This is a genomic window from Paenibacillus brevis (assembly GCF_018919145.1).
In the GTDB taxonomy this organism is placed as follows: domain Bacteria; phylum Bacillota; class Bacilli; order Paenibacillales; family Paenibacillaceae; genus Fontibacillus; species Fontibacillus brevis.
Genome location: NZ_JAHLQJ010000009.1, coordinates 131170 through 147257, shown reverse-complemented (window position 1 = coordinate 147257; position 16088 = coordinate 131170). Strand labels below are relative to the sequence as shown.

Genomic DNA, 16088 nt, shown 5'->3' with positions numbered 1-16088 from the left:
TTCAGTATTAATTAATGAGACTAATTGTTTTTTTGATTTATCTGATTAATTATCGAGAGATCATGATCCTCCGGTCACACCTCCTTCATGTTGCTTTTTGAAAGTTAACATAACAATTAATGTGTTACCCTTTCATCGATGATTTACGTAGCGCCTTCTTTTTACGGATAGAAGAATGATATAATTACCAGTAAAGATGGAATATGTAGTAACTGAACTAGATCCAGCAAATATAAGGGTTCTGTTCTGAATTTTTCATATGTTGAAGTTTTCATTTTATTTGATTGAAAATACCTTGCTAAAATCAGGAGGCTGCATGACATTATGAGTATTCAAAAGACGATTGACCGGAAAAAGCTGGATGAACGGATTGTGCGAATGCCCGGCTATGTTCAGCAATTTATAGATTACAAGCTACCTGATCTGTCTCCCTCTACCCTGCTTGAATATGTGCGGGATTACGAGCAATTCTTCGGTTGGCTTATTGCCGAAGGCTTGACGAGTGCTGCTGTGATCGGGGATATTACACTTTACGATCTTGAAGTGCTTCATATGGAGAGCATCGTGGCGTACCGCTTGCATCTAACCACTCGGACAGAAGGAACCAATTCAAAAGTAACGGTGTCCCGCAAAATGTCCTCTCTTCGCTCGCTGTTTCATTATTTGAGCCAGATTGCCGAAGACGAGAACTTTTACCCGTTGCTAAAAAGGAACATTATGGCCAAGGTGGAGATCAAACGGATCCACAAGCCTAAGGATACGGCAGCAAAGCTAAAAGGAAAAATACTTGAGGAAGAAGAAATCACGGAATTTATTACTTACATTGCAGAGGGGTACCGCGAGGATATTCAGGACAATAAGCAGGCACTTCATGCTTTTGAGCTTAACCGGGAGCGCGATGCCTGTATTGCAAGCCTTATTCTGAATTCCGGGCTCCGGGTATCTGAGATCGTCAATTTGAATGTGAATGATCTGGATTTGGCGAATAAGCTGCTCTATGTATTCCGCAAGGGACACAATGACGAGACCTTCAAGACACCGGTCTATTTCCGGGAGCAATCCAAGGACGATTTGACTCATTATCTTACCCTGCGCCACACACGCTACAAAACTCCGAAGCGGGAAAAAGCCCTGTTTGTAACCATTCCGAACGGAAGCAAGGAAGGCAAGCGCATGACCAAGCGGGCGATTCAGGCCATGATCATCAAATACGCGAAACGCTTCGGCAAGCCTTATCTTACCGTGCATAAGCTGCGCCATTCCTTTGCCACGGATTATTATCTGCAGAATGATATCTACAAGACCAAGGAACAGCTAGGACACGCATCGACCGAGACGACCGAGGTCTATGCCCATCTGACCGATAAGACCATGTCCGAAGCGATTGAACGCCGGAACTGACAAGCTAGTTTAGATGGGGCAACGTGGGAAGAGTTGCTACAATCGCTGTTGCTCGCGGATTTCTACAGCGATCGTAAGCACACTTCACACGTTACCCCCTGCTTACGCAGGTCTTGTTGCACATTTGCAGGAAACTGCGGCAAGTGGAGCATTACATTAGGCCACGACTCCCGGCAGCAGCAGAACCTTGATCAGCTCCCCTGCTTGAACTCCTTCGGTTGTCGGCGGAATCACGAGCAAGGCGTTGCTATCCTTAATCGTAATCATCACGCTGGATTCATCAAGAACAGCCGGATAAGCCCGCAGCCGAGCTCCTTCAACAGTGATTCTTCCTCGAACAAACCGGGTGTAGGCATTGATCTTGGGATAATCGGCCGCCAGTGTCGCCTCAACCTCTTTCAGGAAGGGTTGCTCTATCCCCATCATACGGCCGATAGCGGGTCTGACGAACAGCTCGAAACCGACAAAGCAGGCTCCAGGATTGCCAGACAGGGCAAACAGAAGCTTCCCCTGCCTGACCGCGGCTGTCGTTACACTGCCCGGGCGCATCATCACCTTGTTGAACAGCATTTCCATCTCATCGCCCAGCACAAGATCGGCCATAATATCGAAGTCGCCGACCGAGACGCCACCTGTGGAAATGACGAGATCGTATTCCTCGATCGCTTCGAGCACCCTGCTTCTCGCCGTGGAAAGATCGTCCGCAATCGCGTCCAGAATAATCGGCTCTGCACCGGCATCTCTTATCTGACTTTCAAGCATATAGGTGTTGCTGTTGCGGATCCGGCCGTCTTGCAGCGGTTCATCAACGCCAAGCAGCTCTGAGCCGGTTGCCATCACCGCTACGCGCGGCTTGCGGATCACGGCGACCTCGGAGATTCCGAACGTAGCCAGAACCGAGATTTCGCCTGCCGAGATTACCTGGCCAGCCTCCAGAATCACATCACCTTCGGCAAGCTCCAATCCCACCGGTGTAATATTCGCTCCGGCAGCAATCTCTCGCTTTAGCTTTACGTAATATCCCGACTCTCCATCGGTGGCCTCAGTCATCTCAAACATGACTACCGCATCCGCTTCATCCGGAACCTTGGCCCCTGTCATAATTCTTGCAGCAGTTCCGGGAATAAGGGCTACCGAGGGCAGACTGCCGCAAGGGATCTCGTCGATCACCTCGAGATGAACCGGAGTTTGTGCCGAGCAGCCTGCTGTATCGCTGCTAATAATTGCATATCCATCCATGCCCGAGCGGCGGAAATGCGGATACGGATGCGGAGCCTTGACCGTTTCGGCCAGCACACGGTCTTTAGCCGCAGAAAGACCGACGAATTCACTGGTTAATTTTCCGCAGTAGGAAATGACCTTCTCTTGGGCAGTAGACACCGGTAAGGCCCTCCGCGACATTTTATCCTGTTGATCTTCACCCATGTTGTTCATCTCCGTTTCTTCTCTCAGCCTGCAGCAAATATTGCTCCATTAACTGTTCCGTACGCTTGCTAATCTGATCAATTTCAAGCTTTGTCAGATTATCATAGTGAATTCCCATAACAAGGGTAACCGTACAATGAAGCTGAGCGGCTGCCCGCTCTGCCAGCTTCACGGTAAGCACATGCTCCTTATGCCCAGGTAAGGCAGCGGTCTGCACGTCCACCCTGCCGTCCGCCCAATAAGCGGTTGAGGCCGCCCCGATATGGACCTCCCCGCCGGTGATCGTCACCAGCAGGTCTCGTCCGAGCGAAGCGGCCTCAAGCTTGATATCTGAAAATGGATCCATCCGCAATGCCCCCTGTCGACAACCAATCTGCCTCTCATTTTAAAGGATACCGCGGATTTCGTCCAACGACCGGATTCCCTGGTCCCGCATAAAACATTCTACGCCGTCGACCAGATCAATTCCGGCTCTAATATTAATAAAGTTATAAGTTCCCACTTGAATCACCGCGGCTCCAGCCATAATGAACTCGATGATATCCTCCGTACTGCTGATGCCGCCCATTCCCATGACAGGAATCTCTACCGCCTTGCACACCTGATGGACCATGCGGAGCGCGATCGGCTTGATCGCCGGTCCGGAGAGCCCGGCATACAGATTGTTAAAGACGCTGCGGCGCTTATAGATATCTATCTTCATAGCGGAAAATGTATTAACCAGTGATATAGCATCCGCACCCTCTGTTTCACACATCTCAGCCATTGAGACCAGGTCCTCGGCATTTGGAGAGAGCTTAATGATCAGCGGCAGTGTTGTCACCGCACGAATCTCCCGCACCACCTCCCGGGCAACCTCTGTCTTGATGCCGTACGCCATTCCGCCCGCCTTTACATTCGGACAAGAGATGTTCAGCTCGATCATATCTACTGCAGGCCGTCCTGACTGTTGCCGGGCAATTGCATCCTCTTCAATCAACCGGGCTCCTTCAATGTAATCCTGAAGCGTGTTCCCGCCCAGATTCACGATCCGGGCCAGATCAAGCGCCTCCCATCGCGGGCATTCCTCCTGGAGAAACGCGGCGACACCCGGATTCTCCAATCCCACACTATTGAGCATGCCGGAAGGCGTCTCGTAGACACGAAGGCCTGAGTTCCCTTCCTTGGGATGAAGGGTCAGTCCTTTTCCCGAAATACCGCCAAGCCGGTTCAGATCATAATACGTCCCGTACTCCTTACCGAATCCAAAGGTTCCTGAAGCCATAACGACCGGGTTTTTGAAGGTTACCCCTGCCATCGTGTATGATGTGTTGATCATTCAAAAACAACCTCCTCCGCACGGAATACAGGTCCGTCTGCGCAAGCCTTTTTGCGTTTTTCCTTGCACTTGACGCTGCATACGAGGCAGGCTCCGATCCCGCAAGCCATTCGATTTTCAAGGGATACGTACACATCCGCCGCTGTACCTGAATCCGCCTGCTTCTGCTGCACAGCCTCAAGCATCTTGTGAGGACCGCAGGTATAGATCGTATCGTATTGGTTAAAGTCGACCTGATTCAAAATAATCCCGCCAACATTCGTAATAACCTCGCCTGACGTTAATGCCTTAAACTCGTCCACCAAATACGCCTCGCGGCTGAAGCCGAGATATACATCGGCCTCCGGCACCTGTTTCAGCGCATAATAAAACGGGGCAATCCCGATTCCCCCGCCAACAAAAGCTGTCCGTCCCGCAGACTTCGAAAATCCATTGCCGAGCGGGCCTTCCAGCATGATTTCATCCCCTGCTTGCAGCTTCGAGAAGATCGCGGTTCCTTCTCCTGCAACCAGGTACAGAAATTCAATATAGTTATCCTCCACGTTAAATACGCTAAGCGGTCTTGATAGCAGTGGATACATATCCCACGCCCTTAACATATAAAACTGTCCCATCCGTGCGGCATAGGAGCCTTCTACGGCAAGACGGTATACACCTTCTGCAATCTGCTCATTATAGATGACTGCCGGCAATGCCCTCTCCCCTCTCTATACATGATGATGCTGAAAATACACTTCTCTATAAGATGCAATTTTTCCAGCTGTCAAGTCTGTGATATTTGTCATACCGCAATCAAAATACTTATCCTCCGCATACATCTGTCGTATTCAGGACATACCAAGGCATAATGTATGCTTTTGTGAAGGAGGGGTGATGATGCGGTCTGGAAGGTTTGAAATACGGCTGTTTAAGCTATTGATTATTTGTATCGCATGTATAGGGCTCACTATAGAGCCTTCCGCGACGCTGGCTGAGCATTATCAAATGAAACAGCAGTCCAATTCGACGATTCAGGATCAGGAGTCATCCGCTTACCAAGCGCAAACCGCAGTCACACAAGATCGTCCAAAGTCATTAAGCGAGCTGCGCCGCAGCTATTCGGAAACCTTCAAGTTTAAAGGTCCTGAGGTTAAGCAAGTGGCCCTCACCTTTGATGATGTGCCTGATCCCCGGTTTACCCCGCAAATCCTCGAGGCACTTAGCAAGCAGGGGGTGCGCGCGACCTTTTTCGTCGTCGGTCATCGGGTAAAGAAGCATCCGGACCTGCTGCGGAGAATCCATAATGAGGGACATGTAATCGGCAACCATTCCTACAGCCATCCCCAGTTCAGCAACAAGTCCGTTATCCAGTTCCAGAAGGAAATTCAGCGTACAGAGGATATCATTGCTGAGCTTATTGGCTACCGCCCCCGCTTGATCCGTCCGCCCTATGGCGAAATCACCGAGAATCAAGTCCGTTGGGCCAAGCAGCACGGCTATAAGCTCGTCAACTGGAATGTAGACTCTCTGGATTGGAAAGGAATTAACAAAGAGAAGGTAAAAAAGAACGTGTTAAACGCCGCTGGACCTGGTTCTATTATCCTGATGCACGGGGGCGGCGGAACCGGATCTAATCTGGCCGGCTCCATTGAAGCGTTGCCTGATATTATTCATGAGCTTCAAGCCAAGGGGTATCAATTTGTCACCCTTCCAGAGCTGCTTGATGTATCCCAATCAAAATAAAGCTGCCCCGGCCCGTCTTACGACAGCCGGAGCAGCTTTTTCACTATTCAAGAATATAGAGCGTAATGTCCTGGAAGCCGAATTGCTTTACGGATTGTTGGCTGCCGGGAATAAAGATATCGATTCGGTTGCCCTTTATTGCACCGCCCTGATCTGATGCTGTAGCAATAAATGCGGCCTTCGGAAGATTGCTATGGCTGTGACCCGTAACCAATACCTTAGTTCCCATCGGAATGACCTTCGGATCAACCGCTATCGTTCCAAGCCCGAGCGGGTTGCCGAAATAGTCTACTGCTCCCCACTTTCCGTTCTCGCTTGCAGCGGCAGAATAGGCGGAAGCCTTCACTTGGATTGTCTTAGTATAGTTGAGCGTTTTCCCCCAGGCCTCAACGACATTCTCCGATGAGAATACCTTAAGTGTCGGCTGGACCGTTAAGGTTGTCTCGTCAAGGCTTTCCGCCACTGAAGTTGAAAAGGCAGTCAATCCCTCTTCCGCGTCTGGAATTGTTAGCTTAAGTCCGCTGTATATGTTCTTAGCCTCAACTTTAGGATTGGCTTCCATCAGCTTGTCCAGGCTGATATTGTATTGCTTGGCCAACAGGTAGAAGGTATCGCCATCCTTTGCTGTATGTATCGAATCCGCATACGCCGGCATTCCCTGGAGCATTCCGGTTAAACCTGCGGCTAGGATTATTGTTTTGAAGCTGCGGGACCAAATTATGCTTTTCTTCATGTTGTTCAATTCCTCCTATAACACTGCATTGCTGCAATCGATTTTGGCTGCTATGAATATATCACAATTTTGTAACCTTGAGTCCATGAAAAACCTTCCAATTCGCTCAAAGTCTTGGGGCACAACGACTTTTTTGTGAATTTAGGCGGTTGTAAAGGTAACAATTATGTAAAAAGAGGGACTCCTAATCATCTGCGATGATTTTGGAACTCCCTCTTGATTAACTTCTATTTCAGTTATAAAACCTTGCTTAAAAACTCCCGGGTACGCAAATGCTTCGGCGCTCCGAATACCTGCTCCGGTGTTCCCTGCTCCAGTAGAACCCCTTGATCCATGAACAGAATCCGGTCTCCTACTTCGCGGGCAAAGCCCATCTCATGGGTCACGATGACCATCGTCATCCCCTTCTGAGCAAGCTTCTTCATCACATCCAGCACTTCGCCGACCATTTCCGGATCCAAAGCCGAGGTGGGCTCATCGAACAGCATCACATGCGGCTCCATCGCCAGCGCACGGGCAATCGCAATACGCTGCTTCTGTCCGCCGGATAACTGGGACGGGTAGGCATCGCGTTTTTCCTCCAAGCCTACTGTCCGCAGCAGCTCCATCGCTCGCGCTTCCGCCTTGGCCTTCTCCAGCTTCTTGACACGAATCGGTGCCAGTGTAATGTTATCGATCACCTTTTTATGCGGGAATAGGTTGAACTGCTGGAATACCATTCCCATTTTTTCGCGTGTTCGATTGATATTATAGCCCTTGGTTGTGATGGATTCACCTTCAAACGTAATCTCGCCGCCGCTCGGTTCCTCCAGCAGATTCAAACAGCGGAGAAGTGTACTCTTGCCTGAGCCGCTGGGGCCGATCACAACAACAACCTCGCCCTTGCTGATCTCCAGATCGATTCCCTTCAAAATATGGAGCTGTCCGAACTTCTTGTGCAAGCCCTTAACTGTGATCACTGGCCTTCAACTTCCTTTCAAACACACCCAAAATACGGGAGAGTGTAAATGTAAGAATAAAATAGATGATTGCGACGATCAGATAAGGCGTCATCCCATCGTAGGTAAGACCGGAGACCCTTCCTGACTGGAACATCAACTCGGTTACACCGATGAAGGAGACAATGGACGACTCCTTAATAATCGTAACAAACTCGTTGCCGATCGCCGGCAGTACTGATTTTATGGCTTGCGGGATAATGATGAAGCGCATAGACATCCCCTGGGTCATCCCCAACGATCTTGCTGCCTCTCCTTGCCCCCGATCAACGCCCTGGATACCTGCACGGAATATTTCCGCCAAATAGGCCGAGCTATTCAGCGACAGGGTAATGGCACCGGATTGCATTGCCGAAAAATTAATATCAAAGGCGGTTGCGAAACCATAGTGGATAATCAATAACTGCACCAGCATCGGGGTGCCCCGCAGGAACTCCACCCAAGCATGTCCTATAAACCGCAGCCACGCCCAAGGAGACATCCGTACCAACGCCACAACCAGTCCCAAGATAAAGCCGCATAAGACTCCAATTGCCGCTAGCAGGAGCGTATATTGAATCCCGATCAGAAAATAGCTTTTGTACTGTAAAAATACCGAAAACAACTCCATGTAAATATCAGTCCTCCCGTTCATTTCCCTGCTTCCTACAAAAAAACGGAAAATAGCGAAGCTCTACTTCGCTATTTTCCGGAAGGAAGCGCAGTTGATTATTTTTCAGCCAATGCGCTCGCCTCAGCTACGAATTTATCGATCGACCCATCATTGATGAGCCTCTCCAGCGTCTTATTGACCTGATCGAGCAACTCTTGATTACTCTTTTTAACCCCTACCACATAGCCATCATCCTCAGTCTCAGGCTTGGCGTCCGTAATCGTGATGCCTTCTACATTCTTGACGAATGCTTCAGCCACCGGACCTTCAAGAACAGCTGCGTCTACACGTCCGGATTGAAGCTGCATGATAATGTCATTGATCTTCGTCAGCGAAGTCAGCTTCGCACCTGGGATGCCTTGAGCAATCTCTTCTTGAATCGAGCTCTTCTGTACGCCGATATTCGCGCCTTCCAGCGATTCCATCGTAGCGTATTTATCCTTGTTCTCTGTCAAGGTAACAATCGCTTGTTCGGCCGTATAGTAAATATTAGACAGGCCCACTTGTTCGGCTCGATCCGGGGTCGGGCTTAATCCCGAGATAACCAGGTCTACACGTCCGCTCTCCAGCTCATTCAAGAGGGAATCAAAGTTCATATCTTTAATTTCAAGCTCCTTGCCCAGATCCTTGGCAATTTCCTTGGCGATTTCTACGTCGAATCCGACAATCTCATCTTTACCTTGATCATTTGTAATGTGAAATTCGTAAGGCGGAAAATCCGCGCTCAAGCCGAGCACCAGGTTATCGCTCTTCTTCGTTCCGCAAGCCGACAATACGACAGCAGCCATCAATACCGCTGTTAATAACATACCCCATTTTTTCATCTGTCTCTCTCCCGTTCAGCATAATAATAATGACACTGAGTGAATCACTGGGCTAATTATAAATCAGGATGTATATATATGCAATCACTATTCATACTTTGGTCAATAAATGTTTGGAATTCCAACCTACATACCAAGAGAGCTATCTCGATTAACTAATAAAATTTTACATAAATATTGAATTATATTCATGGTATACAGTGTTTTTGTGCATAATTGATAGACATACATGCGAAACGAACGGGAATACTGGTTCATAGCAAGCGTATTATGGGTAAAAAGTGCTGAATTAACAACTACTTGTTCTTTTCCTATAGAAGTTATTCAAAAAGAAGGCCGATTTTTGAACTCGCACTATCTAATTTTTTACTAGGAGGTGGCCCTATGCTGCTTGAAGCCTTGTATCATGTACCTCGGGATAAATGGGCCTATGCCTATGATTCCTCGACCATTCACCTGCGGATCAGAACAAAGCGTGATGATGTCGAGCATGTCTATGCTATGACTGGAGATAAGTATAATTGGGACGGTACTTACCAGGAGATTGAAATGGAAAAGGCGGCTCACGACCTGATGTTCGATTACTGGGAGGTCGCTGTTAAGCCCAAGTTCAAGCGCCTGTCCTACGCCTTCAAATTAACTGCCGGCAAGGAGACCGTATATATGCTCGATACAGGAATTCAGCATGACGGGCCAACACCGCCGGGTGATCATTACGAGTTCCCGTACATTCATGAGGTGGATCTGTTCAAAGTACCGGAATGGGCCAAAAAGGCGGTATTCTATCAGATCATGCCGGAGCGCTTTGCTAATGGAGATCCCTCGAATGACCCGGAGAACACAGAAGCCTGGGGCGGTGTTCCCCAAAATGGCAACTTTTTCGGCGGGGATTTAAAAGGTGTGCTGGACCATTTGGATGACCTTGTTGCACTTGGCATTAATGCGATTTATTTTACCCCCCTGTTCGTCTCACCATCCAACCACAAGTACGATACAGTCGATTATAAGCAGGTTGATCCTCACTTCGGAGATAATGCTCTGCTGAAGCAGGTGGTGGAGGCCTGTCACGACAAAGGAATCCGGGTCGTGCTTGACGCCGTGTTCAATCATTGCGGCGAACAATTTCCTCCCTTCCAGGATGTCATCAAGAACGGGGAAAGCTCCAAATATGCGGACTGGTTCCATATTCATTCCTTCCCTATCCAGGTTAAAGACGGCATTCCTACTTACGATACGTTTGGCTTCTATGGCAATATGCCAAAATTCAATACTGCCAATCCCGAAGTTAAGGAATATCTGCTTGGTGTTGCCGAGTATTGGATCCGGGAGATCAAGCTGGATGGCTGGCGGCTGGATGTGGCGAATGAAGTGGATCACCACTTCTGGAGAGAGTTCCGCCAGGTGGTTAAGAAAGCTAATCCGGAAGCCTATATTATCGGCGAGGTTTGGAGCGATTCATTGAATTGGCTATTAGGGGATCAATTTGACTCGGTGATGAATTATCCGTTTGCCGATCAGGTCATGGAATTCTTCAACGGCGGCATGGACGGATACGATTTCTCCAATGAAATGGGCTCGCTGATTATGCGCTATCCGCAACAGACGAACGAAGTGGTATTCAATATGCTGTGCAGTCATGATACCCCCCGCCTGCTCACCAGGGTCGGCAACGATAAGCGAAAGCTTAAGCTATGCGTTGTGTTCTTGTTTACGTACTACGGGACTCCCTGCATCTTCTACGGAGATGAAATCGGCCTGAATGGCGGCGGGGATCCCGATTGTCGAAAATGCATGGAATGGGATCCGAAGAAGCAAGACAAGGAGCTTTACGACTTCTACCGAATGATGATCGACCTCCGCAAGCGGCATCCTGCTCTGCGGCGCGGACGCTTTCGTTTCCTGCAGGCCGTGAAGAATGACCCATGCATTGTGTATGAACGGATTGATGAACAGATGCACTTCACCATCTGGATGAACAATACCGGCAAACAACGCGTCCTCTCACACCCCATGGAGACGGAAGACTGGTTCGACGCCCTGACTGGGGACGGCGTGAAGCCGAAGAACGGCACAATGGAAATCGGATTGGATCCCTACGGCTTCCGCATTCTCTGCCGTAAGCTGAAATAAAAGATGCTAAAAGGGCACAGATAGAGGGCTATCCTGGATCATGATCCGGATGCCCTCTTTGCTTTTGTTAATGTCATTCAGTCAGTCTTGTATAGATCTCTATATATTTTCTTGCCGAGCTATCCCAGCTGTAATCTCCCGCAAACGCGTTAGCTGCAATCCGTTTCCATTCCTCGGGCCGATGGTAGAAGGAGACGGCTCGACGAAGCGTATAGAGCAGATCATGTGCGTTGAAATTTTGGAAAGAGAAGCCATTTCCCTCTCCGGAAGTTTCGTTGTAGGAATGGACCGTGTCATTCAGGCCGCCCGTCTCCCGCACAACAGGTATGCTGCCATATCGGAGCGCCAGCAGCTGGCTGATTCCACACGGCTCAAAACGTGACGGCATAAGGAACAGATCGCTGCCGGCATAAATCCGGCGAGACAGTTGATCGCTGAAGCGGATCTGAGCCGATAATTTGTCAGGATGGCGTCCCGCGGCCTCCTTGAACCAATCCTCATAAGCTCTGTCTCCGGTTCCCAGCAAGACAAACTGCACATCGTCAAAGTGAAGCCATTCATCCATAATCCGGGTAATCAGATCCAGTCCCTTCGGCTCCACCAGGCGTGTAATCATTCCTGCCAACGGAACCTCCGGCTTCACCGGCAGACCGAGTTCTCTCTGCAGAGCCTCTTTATTCTCACGCTTTTTGGCCAGACTGCTCCGGTAACGAACCGGAAGCTCGGCATCTGTTGCGGGATTATACAATTTGACATCAATTCCGTTTACGATCCCCGACAGTCTGTCGCCCAGCGACCTTAACAGACCATCCAGACCATAGCCGTAATGAGGGGTGCAAATTTCTCGCGCATAGGTAGGGCTTACGGTTGTTACATGATCGCTGTAGACAAGTCCGGCCTTCATGAAGCTGACATTTCCGTTGTACTCCACTCCCTCTGAAGTGAAATACTTGTCGGGCAGCCCAAGAAGATCTCCAAGGACAATATATGGGAAGATCCCTTGATACAGCAAATTGTGGATCGTAAAAACAGTACGGATCCGGCTGTAGTCCTGATTCCACGAAAAATGTTCTTTCAAAAGCAGCGGAACCATCGCCGTATGCCAGTCATGGCAATGAATAATATCCGGCCAAAAATCCATGATCGGGAGCAAGTCTAGTATCGCCCGGTTCAAAAAGGCAAACCGTTCGCCGTCATCCCAGTATCCGTAGACCCCGTCCCTGCCGAAGTAGGATTCATTGTCGAGAAAATAAACAGGGATGCCCTCCCACTCCAGCGTTTCCACCCCGCCATATACTCTGCGCCAGCCAACGGCTACTTCACTGGAGCCGAGATGGCGCATTTGCTCCTGATAGTTCGAGGAGATATCCTTATATTTCGGCATCACGATCCGAACATCATGACCCGCTTGCTTCAATGCTTTGGGCAGCGCCCCGATCACATCGGCCAGACCGCCGGTTTTAATGAATGGAACGACCTCGGCCGCCGCGAACAAGATCTTCATGCTTTTGCCCTCCTTTTTTTAGGTGTCGGCAGATTGCCGGTTCTCTTCCATACCGAGAAGCTTAATGGAGCCAGCGCAAGCTCCATACTATGCTGCTGTTGGTGCCAGGATACCTCCTCGCTGGACTTGGTAACCCTTATCTCACGGCCATGAGCGTCCAGCTCCGGAATCACACTGCTGAAAATTTGCTCATACATTCCCGGCTTAGGCACACCGACACGATAAACCGGACGGGCGACCGGCTGAAAATTAATGATGATCAGCAAGGTGTCCTTTACTCTTTTTCCTTTCCGCAAATAACAAATCACACTCTGGCCGGCATCATCCGGATTAATCCATTCATATCCATCGCAGCTATGATCAAGCTCCCACAGCGCAGGCTCGCGAAGATAGAACTGATTCAGCGCAGCGGTATATTGCTGTAGTCCAAAATGGGAATCATAATCCAGCAGGAACCAGTCCAGTTCCCCTTGATCCCGCCATTCTATGAATTGACCAAATTCCCCTCCCATAAACACCAGCTTCTTGCCGGGGAAGGTCATGAGGTAACCCAGCAAGATGCGCAGCCCCTCAAATTTCTGCTCATAACTGCCAGGCATTTTGTCGAGCAGCGATTTCTTGCCGTGAACGACTTCGTCGTGGGAGAGAGGCAGTGTAAAGTTCTCCGAGTAGGCATACCAGATCGGAAAGGTAAGCAGGTTATGGCGCTGGGGACGCTGTGCAAAGTCGGTCTCCAGATAAGCAAGGGTATCGTTCATCCAGCCCATATTCCATTTGTAATTGAAGCCCAAGCCGCCCTCATGAACCGGCGTTGTTACGCCAGGCCAGGAGCTCGATTCCTCCGCCATCATCAGGGTATAGGGATAATGCTCGAATACCGCCTTATTCAAGTCCTTGAGAAAGCTAATGGCTTCAAGATTTTCCACACCCCCATACTGATTGGGCGCATATTCACCCTCACGCTTCTCGAAATCCAGCCTGATCATACTGGTCACCGCATCGACCCTTAGGCCGTCAAAGTGATACAAATCCAGCCAATACAAGGCGCTGGAGATCAGAAATGATCTTACTTCCGGCTTGCCAAAATCAAAGCTAAGCGTTCCCCACCCCGGCTTTTCCGCCTTGGCAGGGTCACTGTACTCATATAGCGGTGTCCCGTCAAAGCGCCGCAGTCCATGCGCATCCTTGGTGAAATGTCCGGGCACCCAATCCAGCAGTATGCCAATATTCGCTGCATGGCACTGGTCTACAAAGTACATCAAATCCTCCGGCTCACCATAGCGGCTGGTCGGGGCAAAATAACCTGTGGATTGATATCCCCACGACAAATCATAAGGATGCTCCGTAAGGGGCATAATCTCAATATGCGTATAGCCCATCTTGACGACATAAGGGATAAGCAGCTCCGCCATTTCGCGGTAGCTGTAAAGCGACCCGTCTTCTTTTTGTTTCCAGGTTCCGAAATGCAGCTCGTATATGTTCACCGGCCGTTGGAACAGATTTCTTCTCTTTCGACGCCAGGCCGCATCTGACCATGCATAGCCTTCTATGCTCTTCACAATGGACGCAGTAGCTGGACGAATCTCAGCATGAAATGCGAACGGATCGCTCTTCAACATGCGGTTGCCTTCTCGATCCATTATTTCATATTTGTAGATTGTCCCTTCGGTCATGCCTGGGAAAAAGCGGCTCCAGATCCCGGACTCGGAAATCCTTGTGAACGCACTCTCATGACTTCCTGTCCAACCATACTTATCGCTGGCCAGCGAGACCTGTACCGCATGAGGGGCCCATACCGTAAATCGAACGCCCGTCTGCCCCTCTTCAACTGTAAGGTGTGCGCCGAATAACCGGTAGCCTCTATGGAGCGTCCCTTCATGAAATAAATAAACATCACTGTTCGTCAACCGATCACCTGCTTTATGTAATAGTCCCAATTAAATATTTACCCAACTTTCGGGAAAAATGAACCTGATTTTGAAATTGAAAAAAATTAATGTAATATTTTCTTCTGTTTTCCATAATTTTAGTTTCAACAACATTATATCTCGTTTATTTATGTACTACACAGACGATACCATACGGGAGGGAAACGAAATGAAGAAGAAAGACTGTATTGCAATGCTGCTGGCCGGTGGGGAAGGTAGACGGTTATCGCCGCTTACGTCCAGGCAAGCCAAACCCGCTGTGCCCTTTGGCGGAAATTATCGGATCATCGATTTTCCTCTCAGCAACTGTGTGAATTCTGGAATTGACACCATTGGTGTTCTCACACAATATGAAGCTGAATCCCTGCATGACCACATTGGAGAAGGCGATGCCTGGAATCTTCGCTGCAGTGAGCAGGGAGGCATATCTCTACTGCCATCATACAATGCCGGTGTAGAAGAATATGCAGGAACCGCAGATGCCATCTTTAAAAACCTGGAATTTGTGGATAGCTATAATCCTGAAAATGTACTAATTTTATCCGGTGATCATATTTATCATATGGATTACCGTGAATTGCTGCAATTCCATACCGAATCCAATGCCTCGGCTACCATTTCTGTTATGCCTGTACCCTGGGAAGAGGCGCATCGCTTTGGCGTCATGTCTCTGAATGACAGCAATCAAATTACCGATTTTGTGGAAAAACCGCAAAAGCCGTTAAGTAATATGGCATCCATGGGCATTTATATGTTTAAGTGGGATTTCTTGAAGCAGCATTTGCTTGAGGATGCGCTTGATGAGGCGTCCAGCCATGATTTCGGGAAGGATATCATTCCGAAGATGCTGTCCGGCCAAAACCCGCTGCATGGATTCAAATTCAAAGGGTACTGGCGGGATGTCGGTACAGTACAGAGCCTGTGGGATGCCCATATGGACCTCTTAACCAAAAATTCAGACTGGAATATGTTCCGTGAGGAATGGCCGATGTACACACACCAAAATTTTACCCATTCACGGTCTCTGAAATCACGTCCTGTGCAGCCAAAGAGCTGCCTTGTCAATGAGGGCTGCAGTCTCGATGGCTATGCAGAGCGCTCTGTCTTATTTGGCGGGAGCGAAATCGGGAAATATTCCCGAATCAAGGACAGCGTTGTTATGCCGAATGTAAGGATCGGGCGTAATGTCATGATTGAGCATGCAATTATTGGCGAAGGAGCCGTGATTCATGACGGGGCCATCATTAAAGGTGCCGAAGGCGAAATTGCCGTGATTGCTCCTTATGAGACCGTTGCGGCTAAGCCGATTATGCGCCCTCAGCCGGCACGTCTCCTGAAAGAGGTTTACGACAAGACTGCACGGCTTCGTGCAGAAGGATTATCCTCGTGAGTCCGAATATAAAAGGGTGTCCGTCGACAATATGTTGACAGACACCCTTTTTAGCTATTGACC

14 protein-coding genes are annotated in these 16088 nt (G+C 49.1%); 4 read left to right on the top strand and 10 right to left on the bottom strand.

Going from position 1 to position 16088, the window contains the following annotated elements:
- Positions 1 to 324 precede the first annotated feature (324 nt).
- Positions 325 to 1401: a tyrosine recombinase XerS gene (xerS, locus tag KQJ23_RS12010; protein ID WP_216479121.1), complete on the top strand. Its 1077-nt coding sequence runs from the start codon at positions 325 to 327 to the stop codon at positions 1399 to 1401.
- A 156-nt stretch (positions 1402 to 1557) separates the two neighbouring features.
- On the opposite strand, the gene KQJ23_RS12005 is transcribed toward xerS, so the two are convergent.
- Genes KQJ23_RS12005 through KQJ23_RS11990 form a run of 4 tightly spaced genes read right to left on the bottom strand, consistent with a single transcriptional unit; the run spans position 1558 to position 4836 of the window.
- Complete coding sequence (locus KQJ23_RS12005; RefSeq protein ID WP_216479120.1) at positions 1558 to 2826, bottom strand: molybdopterin molybdotransferase MoeA; 1269 nt, start codon at positions 2824 to 2826, stop codon at positions 1558 to 1560.
- Positions 2819 to 3172 (bottom strand): prenylated flavin chaperone LpdD, encoded by a 354-nt coding sequence (gene lpdD / locus KQJ23_RS12000; RefSeq protein WP_216479119.1) that lies wholly within the window; start codon positions 3170 to 3172, stop codon positions 2819 to 2821. Before lpdD ends, KQJ23_RS12005 begins: the two co-directional genes overlap by 8 nt.
- Positions 3173 to 3211: 39 nt before the next feature.
- Positions 3212 to 4144, bottom strand: a complete 933-nt coding sequence (locus KQJ23_RS11995; RefSeq protein WP_216479118.1) for a dihydroorotate dehydrogenase — start codon at positions 4142 to 4144, stop codon at positions 3212 to 3214.
- The gene (locus tag KQJ23_RS11990) at positions 4141 to 4836 is read right to left on the bottom strand and encodes a dihydroorotate dehydrogenase electron transfer subunit (RefSeq protein WP_216479117.1); all 696 of its coding nucleotides are present in this window, start codon (positions 4834 to 4836) and stop codon (positions 4141 to 4143) included. The genes KQJ23_RS11995 and KQJ23_RS11990 overlap by 4 nt, the downstream gene beginning before the upstream one ends.
- A gap of 184 nt (positions 4837 to 5020) precedes the next feature.
- Here KQJ23_RS11990 and KQJ23_RS11985 point away from each other — a divergent pair, with 184 nt between their 5' ends.
- Complete coding sequence (locus KQJ23_RS11985; protein WP_249529707.1) at positions 5021 to 5866, top strand: polysaccharide deacetylase family protein; 846 nt, start codon at positions 5021 to 5023, stop codon at positions 5864 to 5866.
- Positions 5867 to 5909: 43 nt separating this feature from the next.
- Here the strand turns inward: KQJ23_RS11985 and KQJ23_RS11980 are convergent, their stop codons facing one another.
- From KQJ23_RS11980 to KQJ23_RS11965, 4 genes are all read right to left on the bottom strand, one after another.
- A complete protein-coding gene (locus KQJ23_RS11980) occupies positions 5910 to 6599 on the bottom strand; it encodes a 3D domain-containing protein (protein WP_216479115.1) in 690 nt (229 codons plus the stop codon).
- Between the two features lie 236 nt (positions 6600 to 6835).
- Positions 6836 to 7558 (bottom strand): amino acid ABC transporter ATP-binding protein, encoded by a 723-nt coding sequence (locus tag KQJ23_RS11975; protein WP_216479114.1) that lies wholly within the window; start codon positions 7556 to 7558, stop codon positions 6836 to 6838.
- Complete coding sequence (locus KQJ23_RS11970; protein WP_249529706.1) at positions 7545 to 8231, bottom strand: amino acid ABC transporter permease; 687 nt, start codon at positions 8229 to 8231, stop codon at positions 7545 to 7547. The genes KQJ23_RS11975 and KQJ23_RS11970 overlap by 14 nt, the downstream gene beginning before the upstream one ends.
- A 74-nt stretch (positions 8232 to 8305) precedes the next feature.
- Entirely contained in the window at positions 8306 to 9073 is a 768-nt protein-coding gene (locus tag KQJ23_RS11965; protein WP_216479113.1) for a transporter substrate-binding domain-containing protein, read from the bottom strand.
- Between the two features lie 384 nt (positions 9074 to 9457).
- On the opposite strand from KQJ23_RS11965, the gene KQJ23_RS11960 reads away from it, so the two are divergent.
- The gene (locus tag KQJ23_RS11960) at positions 9458 to 11203 is read left to right on the top strand and encodes an alpha-glycosidase (protein WP_216479112.1); all 1746 of its coding nucleotides are present in this window, start codon (positions 9458 to 9460) and stop codon (positions 11201 to 11203) included.
- 73 nt (positions 11204 to 11276) lie between these two features.
- On the opposite strand, the gene glgA is transcribed toward KQJ23_RS11960, so the two are convergent.
- Positions 11277 to 12707 (bottom strand): glycogen synthase GlgA, encoded by a 1431-nt coding sequence (gene glgA / locus KQJ23_RS11955; RefSeq protein ID WP_216479111.1) that lies wholly within the window; start codon positions 12705 to 12707, stop codon positions 11277 to 11279.
- Complete coding sequence (gene glgB / locus KQJ23_RS11950) at positions 12704 to 14614, bottom strand: 1,4-alpha-glucan branching protein GlgB (RefSeq protein ID WP_249529705.1); 1911 nt, start codon at positions 14612 to 14614, stop codon at positions 12704 to 12706. Before glgB ends, glgA begins: the two co-directional genes overlap by 4 nt.
- Before the next feature lie 190 nt (positions 14615 to 14804).
- Between glgB and KQJ23_RS11945 the strand changes: the two genes are divergently transcribed.
- Entirely contained in the window at positions 14805 to 16025 is a 1221-nt protein-coding gene (locus KQJ23_RS11945) for a glucose-1-phosphate adenylyltransferase (RefSeq protein ID WP_216479109.1), read from the top strand.
- Positions 16026 to 16088: the final 63 nt, after the last annotated feature.

Bases quoted from the DNA above. Each gene is read 5' to 3' on its own strand.
- lpdD (WP_216479119.1), bottom strand. From the start codon at position 3,172: ATGGATCCATTTTCAGATATCAAGCTTGAGGCCGCTTCGCTCGGACGA.
- glgA (WP_216479111.1), bottom strand. From the start codon at position 12,707: ATGAAGATCTTGTTCGCGGCGGCCGAGGTCGTTCCATTCATTAAAACC.
- KQJ23_RS11945 (WP_216479109.1), top strand. From the start codon at position 14,805: ATGAAGAAGAAAGACTGTATTGCAATGCTGCTGGCCGGTGGGGAAGGT.
- KQJ23_RS11960 (WP_216479112.1), top strand. From the start codon at position 9,458: ATGCTGCTTGAAGCCTTGTATCATGTACCTCGGGATAAATGGGCCTAT.
- KQJ23_RS11985 (WP_249529707.1), top strand. From the start codon at position 5,021: ATGCGGTCTGGAAGGTTTGAAATACGGCTGTTTAAGCTATTGATTATT.
- KQJ23_RS11980 (WP_216479115.1), bottom strand. From the start codon at position 6,599: ATGAAGAAAAGCATAATTTGGTCCCGCAGCTTCAAAACAATAATCCTA.
- KQJ23_RS11995 (WP_216479118.1), bottom strand. From the start codon at position 4,144: ATGATCAACACATCATACACGATGGCAGGGGTAACCTTCAAAAACCCG.
- KQJ23_RS12005 (WP_216479120.1), bottom strand. From the start codon at position 2,826: ATGGGTGAAGATCAACAGGATAAAATGTCGCGGAGGGCCTTACCGGTG.
- KQJ23_RS11970 (WP_249529706.1), bottom strand. From the start codon at position 8,231: ATGAACGGGAGGACTGATATTTACATGGAGTTGTTTTCGGTATTTTTA.
- xerS (WP_216479121.1), top strand. From the start codon at position 325: ATGAGTATTCAAAAGACGATTGACCGGAAAAAGCTGGATGAACGGATT.
- KQJ23_RS11965 (WP_216479113.1), bottom strand. From the start codon at position 9,073: ATGAAAAAATGGGGTATGTTATTAACAGCGGTATTGATGGCTGCTGTC.